Genomic DNA, 13,434 nt, shown 5'->3' with positions numbered 1-13,434 from the left:
CACCGTGCCTCCTGGCAGCCAGCGGCTACGAGCCCGCGGGCTCCTTCGAACCGTCACCGGACGACGGCACGTCGCCCGAGATGATCGGGATCTCGCTCGTCGAGAAGTCCTTCGCCCAGTCGGACTGCGCCAGCTCGGACTCCGGGTCGTTGTAGTCCTCGATGACCCCGGCGATCTCGTCCTCGTGCGCCACCGTGGGGCCGGACCCCATCAGCGGCGTCGCGGCCGTCTCCTTGGTGAAGTAGACGGCGACGAGCCCGATCAGGGCAGCCAGCATCAGGTAGAACGCCGGGATGTCCTCGGCCCAGCCGTACCCGGCGTCCTTCGCGGCGTTGATGAGCGCCGAGGTGGCGAGCGGGGTCGTCCCACCGAAGAGCGACACCGACACGTTGAACGCGATGGCGAGCGCGCCGTAGCGGATGATCGTCGGGAACAGCGCCGGCAGGGTCGACGGCATGGTCGAGGTGAACGTCACGAGCACCACGCCCAGGATCAGGAGTCCCGCGAAGACCCCCACGCCGGTGCCGGTCTGCACCAGCTTGAGCGCCGGCCACGACAGCAGGATGAACCCGACGCAGCCCGCGGCGAGCACGGGACGTCGGCCGAACTTGTCGGACAGGCGACCGCCGAACGTGATGACGACCATCATGAGGATCATCACGATCACGATGAGGATCAGGCCGAACGTGGCGTTCTGGCCGAGGTTCTGCTCGAGGTACGTCGGCATGTACGACAGGAGCATGTAGTCGGTCACGTTGAACACGAGGACCAGACCGATGCAGATGATCAGGGAGCGCCAGTTCTCGGCGAAGAGCTTGAGGAACGGGGTCTTCTGCCCCTCGCGCTCGGCGGCCTGCTCCTGCTGCTTCTGGAACGCCGGGGTCTCCTCCAGCTTGAGGCGCAGGTAGAGACCGATCAGGCCGAGCGGGCCGGCGATGATGAACGGGATGCGCCAGCCCCAGCTGAGCAGGGCCTCCTCGGAGAGGCCGAACTGCAGGCCCGTGACGATCGATGCGCCGAGCACGTAGCCGGCGAGGGTGCCGAACTCGAGCCACGAGCCCATGAACCCGCGGCGCTTGTCCGGCGAGTACTCGGCGATGAACGTCGCCGCGCCGCCGTACTCACCACCGGTCGAGAAGCCCTGCACGAACCGCGCCACCAGCAGCAGCACGGGCGCCCAGAAGCCGATCGAGTTGTAGCTCGGGATCAGGCCGATCATGAGCGTGCCCGCGGCCATCAGGATCATCGTGAGGGCGAGGACCTTCTGCCGGCCGATCCGGTCGCCGATCGGGCCGAAGACCGCACCGCCGATGGGGCGCACGATGAACGCGGCGGCGAAGAAGCCGAAGGTCGCGACGATGTTCGCGGCGGGGTCGCCCTCGGGGAGGAAGACCTTCGAGATCGTCACCGTGAGGTAGGCGAAGATGCCGAAGTCGAACCACTCCATGGCGTTGCCGAGCGCGGCGGCCGCGACGGCACGCTTGAGCAGCGACTCCTCGACGACGGTGACGTCGTCCTCGGTCAGCTTGCGGCGTGCGCGCTTCGCGGCGCCCTTGGTGCGCAGGGGGCGGTCGCCCCGTGCGTTTCCTGCTTCGTTCGGTGCCACGTGAGTTCCTCCGGTAGTGCTGTGTCTTGCCTTCGGGCGCCCGGCGGACGGCGACGCTGCAGTCCCTGCGAACCCCGCGTCCGCCGGACAAACTCCGACAGACTATCAGCTGCCCGGCGTGTCTGCCGGATCCGTGTGCTATTGGCCACCGGAGGGTCGGTGCGAGCCGCTACGATCGTGGGACTGCGCAGCACGCGCACACACTCAGGCACCTCATCACGGACTCGGTGCCGCACACAGCGGTCGCAGCACCGCACCGAACGGAAGGCCCGCCATGTCGAAGCCCATGCCCGAGAAGCCCACGGTGGACGGACTCGAAGACGTCTGGGGCCCGGTCTGGGAGCAGGACGGCACCTACCGGTTCGACCGCGACGCCGCCGGCGACCGCAGCAACGTCTACTCGATCGACACCCCGCCGCCGACCGCCTCGGGTTCGCTCCACATCGGGCACGTGTTCTCGTACACGCACACCGACCTCAAGGCCCGGTACGAGCGCATGCGCGGCAAGCACGTCTTCTACCCGATGGGCTGGGACGACAACGGTCTCCCCACCGAGCGTCGCGTGCAGAACTACTACGGCGTCCGTTGCGACCCGCAGCTCCCGTACGACGCCACCTTCGTGCCGCCGTTCGAAGGTGGGGACAACAAGTCGTCGAAGGCGGCCGACCAGATCCCGGTGTCGCGCCGCAACTTCATCGAGCTGTGCGAGCGCCTGACCGTGCAGGACGAGCAGCAGTTCGAGCACCTCTTCCGCACGCTCGGCCTCTCCGTGGACTGGACGCAGTCGTACCGGACGATCGACGACACCTCGCGGGCGAGCGCCCAGCGTGCCTTCCTCCGCAACCTCGAGCGTGGTGAGGCCTACCAGGCCGACGCCCCGACGCTCTGGGACGTCACGTTCCGCACGGCCGTGGCCCAGGCCGAGCTCGAGGACAAGGAGATGCCGGGCGCGTACCACGGCATCGCCTTCCACCGCACGGACGGCGGCGACGACGTCGTCATCCAGACCACCCGCCCCGAGCTGCTCCCCGCGTGCGTCGCCCTCGTCGCGCACCCGGACGACGAGCGCTTCCAGGACCTCTTCGGCACGACGGTCCGCTCCCCCCTGTTCGACGTCGAGGTCCCGGTGCTCGCGCACCACCTCGCGCAGCAGGACAAGGGCGCCGGCATCGCGATGGTCTGCACCTTCGGCGACACCACCGACGTCGTGTGGTGGCGCGAGCTGCAGCTGCCGAACCGCGCGATCATCGGGTTCGACGGTCGCGTCCGCTCCGACGAGCCGTCCTGGATCGAGTCCGACGGCGGCAAGGCGCTCTACGCCGAGATGGCCGGCAAGACCGTGTTCTCGGCGAAGAAGGTCGTCGTGGACGCGCTGACCGAGTCCGGCGAGCTGATCGGCGACGTGAAGACGATCAACCACCCCGTGAAGTTCTTCGAGAAGGGCGACAAGCCGCTCGAGATCGTCTCGACCCGCCAGTGGTACATCGTGAACGGTGCCCGCGACGAGCAGCTCAAGGCGACCCTCCGGCAGCGCGGCGACGAGATCGCGTTCCACCCGGACTTCATGCGCGTCCGGTACGACAACTGGGTCGGCGGCCTCTCCGGCGACTGGCTCATCTCGCGCCAGCGCTTCTTCGGCGTGCCGCTGCCGGTCTGGTACCCGCTCGACGCCGACGGCAACCCGGTCTTCGACCAGCCGATCGTCCCGACCGAGGCCCAGCTCCCCGTCGACCCGGCGTCCGAGCCGGCCCCGGGCTACACCGAGGACCAGCGCGGTGTCGCCGGCGGGTTCCAGGGCGAGCTCGACGTGATGGACACCTGGGCCACCTCGTCGCTCACCCCGCAGCTCGCGGGCAAGTGGGAGACCGACCCGGCGCTCTACGACCTCGTCTACCCCTACGACGTCCGCCCGCAGGCGCAGGACATCATCCGCACGTGGCTGTTCACGACGGTGCTCCGCAGCCAGCTCGAAGCGGACACCGTCCCGTGGAAGCACGCGAGCATCTCCGGCTTCATCGTGGACCCCGACCGCAAGAAGATGTCGAAGTCGAAGGGCAACGTCGTCACGCCGCTGTCGATCCTCGAACAGCACGGCGCCGACGCGGTCCGGTACTGGGCCGCCTCGTCGAAGCTCGGCACCGACGCGGCGTTCGACCCGCAGAACCCCAAGCAGATCAAGGTCGGTCGTCGTCTGGCGATCAAGGTCCTCAACGCCGCGAAGTTCGTCTACGGCTTCCCGCTGCCCGAAGGCGCCACGAGCGTCACCGAGCCGCTCGACGTCGACGTGCTCGCCGAGCTCGGGTCGGTCATCGACCAGGCCACCACGGCGTTCGACGCGTTCGACCACGCCCGTGCCCTCGAGGTGATCGAGCGCTTCTTCTGGACCTTCTGCGACGACTACCTCGAGCTCGTCAAGGAGCGCGCGTACGGCACCGCCTCGGACGCGACGCACGAGACCCAGGCGAGCGCGGTCCTCGCGCTCCGCGCCGCGATCGACGCGCTGCTGCGCCTGCTGGCACCGTTCCTCCCGTTCGCGACGGAGGAAGTGTGGGCCTGGACCCACGAGACCAGCGTGCACCGCGCCTCCTGGCCGACCGTGGCCGAGCTGCCCACGCAGGCCGAGCCGACGGGGCTCCTCGGGGCGGTGGGCCAGGCGCTCATCGGCATCCGCGGGGCGAAGACGGCCGCCAAGGCGTCCCAGAAGACGCCCGTGACGCGCGCCGTCGTGCAGGCCCCGGCCGAGACGCGGGCGCTCATCGAGCGCGCTGCGGTCGACCTGGCGGCCGTCGGCCGCATCGAGAACCTGTCGTTCGAGGACGGCGCGGAGCTGGCCGTCACCGAGATCGAGCTGGCGGAACAGCAGGCGTAACGTCGGGCGTCCGGGCCGGGTCGCGTGTGCGATCCGGCCCGTCCACCACCGGACTGGAGGCACGGATGCAGTTGGGCAGACGCTGGAACGTGGGTGCCGAGGCACCCGGGCAACTCCCCGAGGCGATGGTCGTCGCCGTGCGGGGCGTCGAGGACGAGCTCGCGTCGGAGTCGGTCGGCACGGCGGGGTGGGGCTGGACCCTGACCTTCCTCGAGGGCAAGCCGATGGTCGCGCTCGACGACGGCACCTCGATCCACCTCGACGACGCCGGGCACGCCCAGGTCACGAACCCCGACGACGCCCCCGAGGAGGACTGAGGGCGCGCCGCGCGCGGCGTGCATCGCTTGGTGAGCAGAAATGGTCGGGTCCCGCTGGGGAACCCGACCATTGCTGCTCACGATGCGAGCACGCGCGCTACTTCACGAGCCAGCCCAGGAGCACCTCGTTCACCTCGGCGGTGTGCGTGGTGAGCAGGCCGTGCGGGGCGCCCTCGATCTCGACGTACTCCGCCGCGGGCAGGGCCTTGGTGAAGCGTCGGCCGGTGGCGTCGATCGGCAGGATGTTGTCCGCCGTGCCGTGCACGATGAGCGCCGGGACGGTGACCTTCGGGATGTCCTGACGGAAGTCGGTCGGCCACGTCAACGGTGCCGCGGCGGACGCGATCGCACCCGACCCGGCGGCGACGTTCCACGCGTTCCGGACGGCCTCCTCCGAGATGCGGGAGCCGAGGTTCTCCGACAGGTTGAAGAAGTCCTGGTAGAAGTTCGTGAAGTACGCGTACCGGTCCTTCTTCACGTCGGCGGCGATGCCCTCGAAGAACGACATCGGGCCGGCGCCGTCGGGGTTGTCGTCGGTGATCGCCAGGAAGGGCTCGAGCGAGGCCAAGAACGCGACCTTCGCGACCCGGTCCTCGCCGTGGCGGCCGATGTACCGGGCGATCTCGCCGGTGCCCATCGAGAAGCCGACGAGGATCACGTCGTGCAGGTCGAGGGTCGTCAGGACCGTGTGCAGGTCGTCGGCGAAGGTGTCGTAGTCGTACCCGGTCGACGGCTGCGAGGACTGCCCGAAGCCACGGCGGTCGTACGTGATCACGCGGTAGCCGGCCTCGAGCAGAGCCGGGGTCTGCCCCTCCCACGAGTTGCCGTCGAGGGGGAAGCCGTGGATCAGCACGATCGGCTGGCCGGTTCCCTTGTCCTCGTAGTGGAGTTCGATGTCGACGCTGTTCTCGGTCCCGACGGTGATGGCACCCATGGTCGTTCCTTCCCTGAACCTCGCGGAGAACGGTCGTTCTCCGTCGATGTGGCTTACACTAGAGAACGGTCGTTCCCGGCGCAAGTCGAGAACGGTGAACACGCAGCGAACGGGGTACGCCATGGCAACCAGCACGCTCCCGACCGTCGACCCCGACGTCCGGGCACACATCGTCGACGTCGCCGACCAGCTCTTCTACGCGCGCGGCATCCAGTCCGTCGGCATGGACGAGATCCGCACCGGCGCCGGGGTGTCGCTCAAGAAGCTCTACGCCGCGTTCCCCGGCAAGGAGCAGCTGATCGCCGCGGTCCTCGCCGGACGCCACGACGTCTGGGAACACGGAGTCCACGGCGCGGTCGACACCGCTACCACCCCGCGTGACAAGCTGCTCGCGGTCTACGACTTCCTCGAGTCGTGGTTCGGCGACGACACCTTCCGCGGCTGCGGGTTCATCAACGCGTTCGGCGAGCTCGGGGCGACCTCCCCCGCCGTCGCCGAGATCGCCCGTGCCCACAAGGACTCGTTCCAGCGCTTCGTGCAGGACCTCGCGGCCTCGGTCGTCCGCGACCCCGCCACCGCCGAGGAACTCGCCGCCCAGCTCGCCCTCCTCGCCGAGGGGGCGCAGACCACGGCCGCGATCGCCGGGTCGACGACGCCGGCGCGGCACGCGCGGCGGGCAGCCGAGACCCTCATCGACGCGGCGACGCGCGCCTGAGACGCGACCGACTCTCGGACAGGAGGCGCGGGTCGGGTCCGCACCGCGCCTCCCGTCAGACAGCGTCACCGGTCCGTAGGGTGGAGCGATGGCAACCCCGTTCGATGGACCGAGCACACTCCCCTACGCCCTCCCGCCGTTCCGCGAGGTACGGCTCGAGCACTACCGCCCCGCGTTCGACGCCGGCATGGCCGAGCAGCGCACCGAGGTCGAGGCGATCGCAGCCTCCCCCGACGAACCCACCTTCGAGAACACCCTCGTGGCGCTCGAGCGCACCGGCCAGCTGCTGGCCCGCGTGAGCCACGTGTTCTTCTCGCTGTCATCGGCGGACTCGACGCCGGAGCTGCACGACCTCGAGGCCGAGGTCTCCCCGCTCCTCGCGGCGCACCGCGACGCGATCACCCTCGACGGACGTCTGTACGCACGGGTGGCGGCGGTCCGCGATTCGCTCGACGACCGGGCCGACCTCACTGACGAGGACCGTCGGCTGGTCGAGCGGACGCACACCGAGATGACCCTCGCGGGCGCGGGGCTCGACGACGCCGGCAAGGAACGGCTCACCGCGATCAACCAGGAGCTCTCCACCCTCACGACGACCTTCGAGCGGAACCTGCTCGAGGACACGAACGACCTCGCCGTGCACGTGTCGGACGCTTCGGAACTGTCGGGCCTCGACGACGGCGCCAAGTCCGCCGCCGCCGCAGCCGCTGCCGACCGGGGGCTCGACGGCTGGCTCATCACACTGCCGCTCTACACCGGGCATCCGTGGCTGTCGTCGCTGGCCGACCGCGGGCTGCGTCGGCGGATCATGGAGGCGTCGCTCTCCCGTGGCCGTCGGGGCAACGAACACGACAACCGTGACGTCCTCCTGCGCATCGTCCGACTCCGGGCCGAGCGCGCAGAACTGCTCGGCTTCCCGAACCACGCCGCGGTCGTCACGGCCGACGAGACCGCCGGGACGCCCGAAGCCGTCGACGGTCTGCTGTCGTCCCTTGTGGGCGCGGCCGCTCGCAACGCCGACGACGAACGGGACGTTCGCGCCCGGGTGCTCGGTCACGAGGTCGAGTCGTGGGACTGGGCGTACGCGACCGAACTCCTGCGCGGTGAGCAGTTCGCGGCGGACAGCTCGGCGCTCCGCCCCTACTTCGAGGCCGACCGGGTGCTGCACGACGGCGTCTTCCACGCTGCCGGCGAGCTCTACGGCCTGACGTTCACCGAGCGCCCCGACCTGCACGGGTACAACGACGAGGTGCGGGTGTTCGAGGTGCGCGGCGCCTCCGGTGAGGAGGTCGGGCTCTACCTGCTCGACCTCTACACGCGGGACGGCAAGCGCGGCGGCGCGTGGATGAACCCCGTCGTGGAGCAGTCCGCGCTGCTCGGCACGCTGCCCGTCGTCGTGAACAACCTCAACGTCGCGAAGCCGGCCGCCGGATCGCCGACGCTCCTGATCCAGGACGAGGTCGAGACGCTCTTCCACGAGTTCGGGCACGCGCTGCACGGCCTCATCGCCCGCACCACCTACCCCCGCTTCTCGGGCACGAACGTGGAGCGGGACTTCGTCGAGTTCCCGTCGCAGGTGAACGAGATGTGGGTGTCGTGGCCGTCCGTCCTGGCGAACTACGCCAAGCACCACGAGACCGGAGCGCCGCTGCCGCCGGAGCTCGTCCTGGGGCTCAGCGACTCCGCCGGCTTCAACGAGGGGTTCGCGACGACGGAGTACCTCGCCGCAGCGCTGCTCGACCAGGCGTGGCACCGGCTCTCCGCTGCCTCGGCGGCTTCCGTGACCTCGGTCGAGGACTTCGAGCGGGCGGCTCTGGAATCCGCGGGCGTCGCGGTCGAGGCCGTCCCGCCGCGGTACTCGTCGACGTACTTCGCGCACACGTTCTCGGGCGGGTACGACGCCGGGTACTACGGGTACATCTGGTCCGAGGTGCTCGATGCCGACACGGTGGAGTGGTTCCGCTCGAACGGTGGGCTCTCGCGCGCAGCGGGTGAGCGGTTCGCGTCGAAGTTGCTCGGGGTCGGCGGGGCGAAGGACCCGCTCGAGGCGTACCGGGACTTCCGCGGGCGCGATGCCGAGGTGGGGCCGCTGTTGCGGCGCCGCGGGCTGGAGTAGGGCGGGGCGGGCGCGCTGCGCGCGCGCACGCTGCGCGCCGCCCTGCGGCGCAAGCCGCCGGTGCACAACCAAAGCCACCCCGAGCCGCGCGCATGCGCGGCTCGGGGTGACTTGCGCTGTGCGCAGCGCGCCGACGCGCAGCGTCGAACCACGAATCCGACATCGAACCACCACCGACGGCCGGTTCGACGTCGGAAACGTGGTTCGAACGTGCGCCCGGCCCGCCGCCGCGCGAGACGCCAGCTCGCGCGCGGCGCGCAGCGCGCGAAGCGAAGCGCAGCATGGCGCGCAAGCGCGCGCCGCGCGCCCTGCGCTACGCGGACTTCTCGACGCGCTTCGCCCTCGGCCGCGGGACGATCGTCGGCGCAGCGTTCTCGAGCACCGACTCGCGGGTGATCACGACTCGTGCAACATCGTCGTCCGACGGCACGTCGAACATCACCGGCCCGAGCACCTCTTCGAGGATCGCCCGGAGCCCACGAGCACCCGTCTGCCGCAACACCGCGAGGTCCGCGATCGCCTCGAGCGCACCCCGATCGAACTCGAGCTCCACCCCGTCGATCTGGAACATCCGCTGGTACTGCTTCACGAGCGCGTTCTTCGGCTCGGTCAGGATCTGCATGAGCGCCGACTGGTCGAGCTGCGACACCGTGGTCACGACGGGGAGACGCCCGATGAACTCCGGGATGAGCCCGAACTTGTGCAGGTCTTCCGGCAGGACGTCAGCGTAGAGGTCCTGCTGGTCGAGCGGGCTGTGCAGGGGTGCACCGAAGCCGATGCCCCGCTTGCCGACGCGCGACGAGACGATGTCCTCGAGCCCGGCGAACGCCCCCGCCACGATGAACAGCACGTTCGTCGTGTCGATCTGGATGAACTCCTGGTGCGGGTGCTTCCGACCGCCCTGCGGCGGGACCGAGGCGACCGTGCCCTCGAGGATCTTGAGGAGCGCCTGCTGCACGCCTTCGCCCGAGACGTCGCGCGTGATCGACGGGTTCTCGGCCTTGCGCGCGATCTTGTCGACCTCGTCGATGTAGATGATGCCGGTCTCGGCACGCTTCACGTCGTAGTCGGCCGCCTGGATGAGCTTGAGCAGGATGTTCTCGACGTCTTCGCCGACGTACCCGGCCTCGGTCAGGGCAGTGGCGTCCGCGACGGCGAAGGGCACGTTGAGCCGCTTCGCGAGGGTCTGGGCGAGGTAGGTCTTGCCGCAGCCGGTCGGCCCGATGAGCAGGATGTTCGACTTCGCGATCTCGATGTCGTCGCGGTCTTCGGCTGCCGTGATCTGCCCCTGCGCGCGGATGCGCTTGTAGTGGTTGTAGACCGCCACCGCGAGGGAGCGCTTCGCCGGGTCCTGCCCGATGACGTACTCCTGCAGGAAGTCGAAGATCTCGCGCGGCTTGGGGAGCTCGAAGTCACCGCTGGCGGTGTCCTCGCCGGCTTCGGCCAGTCGCTCTTCGATGATCTCGTTGCACAACTCGACGCACTCGTCGCAGATGTACACCCCGGGACCGGCGATCAGCTGCTGGACCTGCTTCTGGCTCTTGCCGCAGAAGGAGCACTTGAGCAGGTCAGCGCTCTCTCCGATGCGTGCCATGTCGGTGCCCTCCTTGGTAGACCGATGCAGGTCGACGACCTGCCCGACTCGTACCGAGCCTAATCGCAACCGGTGACACCGACCGCGACGCCGAGCCGGTTTCGCCCGGCGCGTTCGCCCAGGGCGTTCGATCCTGCTACCGTGTCCACGACTTCTCTACAAGTTGTAGAAGCCGCAGTCGCGGGTCGGAGGACCCGCAGTCCCGGAAGGAACCCCATGTCCAAGCGCCTCGCCGTCGTCGGCACCGCGACCCTCGGCGTCACCGCCGCGATCGTCCTCGGCACCGCGGGTGTCGCCAGCGCCCACGTCTCGGCGACGGCCACCTCGACCGCGGCGAACTCGTACACGACGGCGACCTTCTCGGTCCCGCACGGCTGCGACGGCTCCCCCACGACGAAGATCGAGTTCCAGGTGCCGGAGTCCGTCATCGAGGTCACGCCGACCGTCAACCCGAACTGGACGATCACGAAGGCCACGGCGCCGTACACGAGCCCGTCGGCCTCCGCGGACGACGAGTCCGCCGAGGACGCGGGCGAACGCGTCACGAGCGTCACCTACACGGCGAAGACCCCGCTCCCCGCCGACGAGCGCGACACCTTCGCGCTGTCCTTCTCGCTCCCGGACGGCAAGCCCGGCGACCTCGTCGAGTTCCCGGCCCTGCAGACCTGCGAGAAGGGCTCGGTCGAGTGGAACCAGGAGCAGAAGACCGGAGAAGCCGAGCCCGAGCACCCCGCGCCCTCGATCACGCTGACCGCGGCCGAGGCCACCGACGACGACGGTGACCCCGTCGCCGCCACCCCCACGCCCGCAGCAGCAGCAGAGTCCACGCCCGCCGACCCCGACCTCGTCGGACGCTTCCTCGGCCTCGGCGGCCTGGTGCTCGGCGCAGCCGCCCTGGTCGTCGCCGTCGCCGGCACCCGCCGTCGGAGCGCCTCCAAGTGACGGAGCGCGACACCTCGACGAGGCGCGTCACGACGACGGACCGCGTCACGTCGACGGAGCGGTCACCGCGCCTCCGGCGGGCCTGGAGGCGCGGTGCCGGTGTCGCCGCCACCCTCGCCATCGCAGGCGGTGCGGTCCTCGGCCTGGCCGGCCCCGCCAGCGCGCACAACTACATGATCGCCTCGACCCCGAAGGTCGACGGCACGCTGACCGCGCTGCCGAAGGCCTTCGAGATCACGACGAACGACAAGCTGCTCGACATCGACGACACGAACTCGGGCTTCGCCTACCGGATCGTCGGCCCGGACGGGAAGTACTACGAGGACGGCTGCCTCGACGTGGACGGCCCCTCGATGACCACGACGGCCGCACTCGGCGCCTCGGGGAAGTACACCGTCGAGTGGCAGATCGTCTCCGCCGACGGACACACCGTGTCCGACGAGTACCGCTTCACGTGGGACGCTCCCGCCGGGTTCACACCGGCGAAGGGCTCGTCCACCCCGCCCGTCTGCGCCACGGCCGGCAGCGCGGCGAGTGCCAGTGCCGACACCACGGGCACCGCCTCGGGCGACACCGACTCCACGACGTCCGACGCCCTCTGGATCGGTGCCGGCGGCGTCGTGCTCGTCGGGCTCGTCGTCGCGCTCCTGCTGCTCCTGCGTCGTCGCCCCACCCCCGCGGCCGACGACGACCCCACCGACGACTGACCCCACCGCACGACGAAGGCCCCGCACCGATCGGTGCGGGGCCTTCGTCGTGCGGCTCGCCGGGACTACTTGACGAGCGCCGGCAGGTTCTTGCGGCTCGTGAGGACCTGGTCGATCAGGCCGTACTCGAGCGCCTCTTCGGCGGACATGATCTTGTCGCGCTCGATGTCGTTGTTGACCTGCTCCGGCGTGCGGTTCGAGTGCTTCGACAGGGTCTCCTCGAGCCAGGTGCGCATGCGGAGGATCTCCGCTGCCTGGATCTCGATGTCGGAGGCCTGACCGCCGCCCTGCTGGACCGCCGGCTGGTGGATGAGCACGCGTGCGTTCGGGAGCGCCAGACGCTTGCCGGGGGTACCGGCAGCGAGGAGCACCGACGCCGCCGAGGCAGCCTGACCGAGGCAGACCGTCTGAATCTGCGGACGGATGTACTGCATCGTGTCGTAGATCGCCGTCATCGCGGTGAACGAGCCACCGGGCGAGTTGATGTACATCACGATGTCGCGGTCCGGGTCCATCGACTCGAGCACGAGCAGCTGGGCCATGACGTCGTCGGCCGACGCGTCGTCGACCTGGACGCCGAGGAACACGATGCGGTCCTCGAACAGCTTCGCGTACGGGTCCTGCCGCTTGTAGCCGTAGGCCGTGCGCTCTTCGAAGCTCGGCAGGATGTACCGATCAGTGGGGGCCGGGACGTTCTGCGCGCCACCGAGCATGGGGAGATGCATTCTCGTTTCCTTTTCTTCGGTGGGTGGGGTCAGGACTGGGCGTCGGGCTCGGCAGCGTCGGTGGGGGTCTCGCCGTCGCCGACGGTGCCACCACCGCCGATGACCTCGGTCGACGATGCACGGAGGTGGTCGACGAAGCCGTACTCGAGGGCTTCCTGCGCCGTGAACCAGTTGTCGCGGTCGTTGTCCTTGAGGATCTGCTCGATCGACTTGCCGGTCTGCTCCGCCGTGAGCTCGGCCATCCGCTGCTTCATGTCGAGGATGACCTTCGCCTGCGTCTGGATGTCGGCGGCGGTGCCACCGAACCCACCCGACGGCTGGTGCAGGAGCACACGCGCGTTCGGGGTGATGTAGCGCTTGCCCGGGGTGCCCGACGAGAGCAGGAACTGCCCCATCGAGGCGGCGAGGCCGATGCCCACCGTGACGATGTCGTTCGGCACGAACTGCATCGTGTCGTAGATCGCCATACCGGCGGTGATCGAGCCACCGGGCGAGTTGATGTAGAGGTAGATGTCCTTCTCAGGGTCCTCGGCGGCGAGCATCAGCAGCTTGGCTGCGATCTCGTTCGAGTTGTCGTCGCGGACCTCGGAGCCGAGCCACACGATCCGGTCTCTCAGAAGGCGGTCAAAAACACTGGGGTTCAGTGTCGCTTCGGCCATGGAAAAGCTCCCGTTCAGTTGTCGCTTGTTGTCGAACTTATCGGGTGCAACGCACCACTTCTCGTCTGTTCGCTGTCGGCAATGCGGTGGTGCCGAAATACGGGACGGGAGGCGCGGGGGCAGCGGGCACCGCGCCGCCCCGCCCGGGGGGGGGGGGGGGGGCCCACCCCGGTAGCCTCCGTTCCGGGCCGGGGCGGGGGGGCCGGCGGCCCGCAGCCCCACCAACACCCCGGCGCCCGCGCCCACCCCC

At 69.6% G+C, this 13,434-nt stretch carries 11 protein-coding genes; 6 read left to right on the top strand and 5 right to left on the bottom strand.

Translation table 11 applies throughout. The features are described 5' to 3' along the window. Nucleotides 1-25: 25 nt before the first annotated feature. Nucleotides 26-1,606 carry a glycine betaine/L-proline transporter ProP gene (proP, locus tag J2X60_RS12775; RefSeq protein ID WP_309887967.1) on the bottom strand — a complete coding sequence of 527 codons (1,581 nt, stop codon included), beginning with the start codon at nucleotides 1,604-1,606 and terminating at the stop codon, nucleotides 26-28. A 274-nt stretch (nucleotides 1,607-1,880) separates the two neighbouring features. Here proP and valS point away from each other — a divergent pair, with 274 nt between their 5' ends. Together valS and J2X60_RS12765 are read left to right on the top strand one after the other, a co-directional pair. Further along, nucleotides 1,881-4,475 (top strand): valine--tRNA ligase, encoded by a 2,595-nt coding sequence (valS, locus tag J2X60_RS12770; RefSeq protein WP_309887965.1) that lies wholly within the window; start codon nucleotides 1,881-1,883, stop codon nucleotides 4,473-4,475. Between the two features lie 65 nt (nucleotides 4,476-4,540). Beyond that, the gene (locus J2X60_RS12765; RefSeq protein ID WP_309887963.1) at nucleotides 4,541-4,792 is read left to right on the top strand and encodes a hypothetical protein; all 252 of its coding nucleotides are present in this window, start codon (nucleotides 4,541-4,543) and stop codon (nucleotides 4,790-4,792) included. A 97-nt stretch (nucleotides 4,793-4,889) separates the two neighbouring features. Here J2X60_RS12765 and J2X60_RS12760 read toward each other — a convergent pair whose 3' ends face one another. Then, entirely contained in the window at nucleotides 4,890-5,726 is an 837-nt protein-coding gene (locus J2X60_RS12760; protein ID WP_309887961.1) for an alpha/beta hydrolase, read from the bottom strand. A 121-nt stretch (nucleotides 5,727-5,847) separates the two neighbouring features. Here J2X60_RS12760 and J2X60_RS12755 point away from each other — a divergent pair, with 121 nt between their 5' ends. Next, nucleotides 5,848-6,441, top strand: coding sequence for a TetR/AcrR family transcriptional regulator (locus J2X60_RS12755; protein ID WP_070416569.1), 594 nt, complete (start codon nucleotides 5,848-5,850; stop codon nucleotides 6,439-6,441). Between the two features lie 88 nt (nucleotides 6,442-6,529). Beyond that, a complete protein-coding gene (locus tag J2X60_RS12750; protein ID WP_309887958.1) occupies nucleotides 6,530-8,557 on the top strand; it encodes a M3 family metallopeptidase in 2,028 nt (675 codons plus the stop codon). A gap of 313 nt (nucleotides 8,558-8,870) precedes the next feature. Here J2X60_RS12750 and clpX read toward each other — a convergent pair whose 3' ends face one another. Continuing rightward, nucleotides 8,871-10,151 (bottom strand): ATP-dependent Clp protease ATP-binding subunit ClpX, encoded by a 1,281-nt coding sequence (gene clpX, locus J2X60_RS12745; RefSeq protein ID WP_022907244.1) that lies wholly within the window; start codon nucleotides 10,149-10,151, stop codon nucleotides 8,871-8,873. A 216-nt stretch (nucleotides 10,152-10,367) separates the two neighbouring features. On the opposite strand from clpX, the gene J2X60_RS12740 reads away from it, so the two are divergent. After that, nucleotides 10,368-11,093, top strand: a complete 726-nt coding sequence (locus tag J2X60_RS12740) for a YcnI family protein (protein WP_309887956.1) — start codon at nucleotides 10,368-10,370, stop codon at nucleotides 11,091-11,093. Beyond that, nucleotides 11,090-11,800, top strand: coding sequence for a copper resistance protein CopC (locus J2X60_RS12735; RefSeq protein ID WP_309887954.1), 711 nt, complete (start codon nucleotides 11,090-11,092; stop codon nucleotides 11,798-11,800). Before J2X60_RS12740 ends, J2X60_RS12735 begins: the two co-directional genes overlap by 4 nt. A 65-nt stretch (nucleotides 11,801-11,865) precedes the next feature. Here J2X60_RS12735 and J2X60_RS12730 read toward each other — a convergent pair whose 3' ends face one another. Together J2X60_RS12730 and J2X60_RS12725 are read right to left on the bottom strand one after the other, a co-directional pair. Next, entirely contained in the window at nucleotides 11,866-12,525 is a 660-nt protein-coding gene (locus tag J2X60_RS12730) for an ATP-dependent Clp protease proteolytic subunit (protein ID WP_070416572.1), read from the bottom strand. A gap of 29 nt (nucleotides 12,526-12,554) precedes the next feature. After that, a complete protein-coding gene (locus tag J2X60_RS12725; protein ID WP_070416573.1) occupies nucleotides 12,555-13,184 on the bottom strand; it encodes an ATP-dependent Clp protease proteolytic subunit in 630 nt (209 codons plus the stop codon). Nucleotides 13,185-13,434: the final 250 nt, after the last annotated feature.

This window comes from Curtobacterium sp. 320 (assembly GCF_031455235.1).
Classification (GTDB): domain Bacteria; phylum Actinomycetota; class Actinomycetes; order Actinomycetales; family Microbacteriaceae; genus Curtobacterium.
Note: the sequence above shows the minus strand (reverse complement) of the source record. Positions and strands in the feature narration are given on the sequence as shown.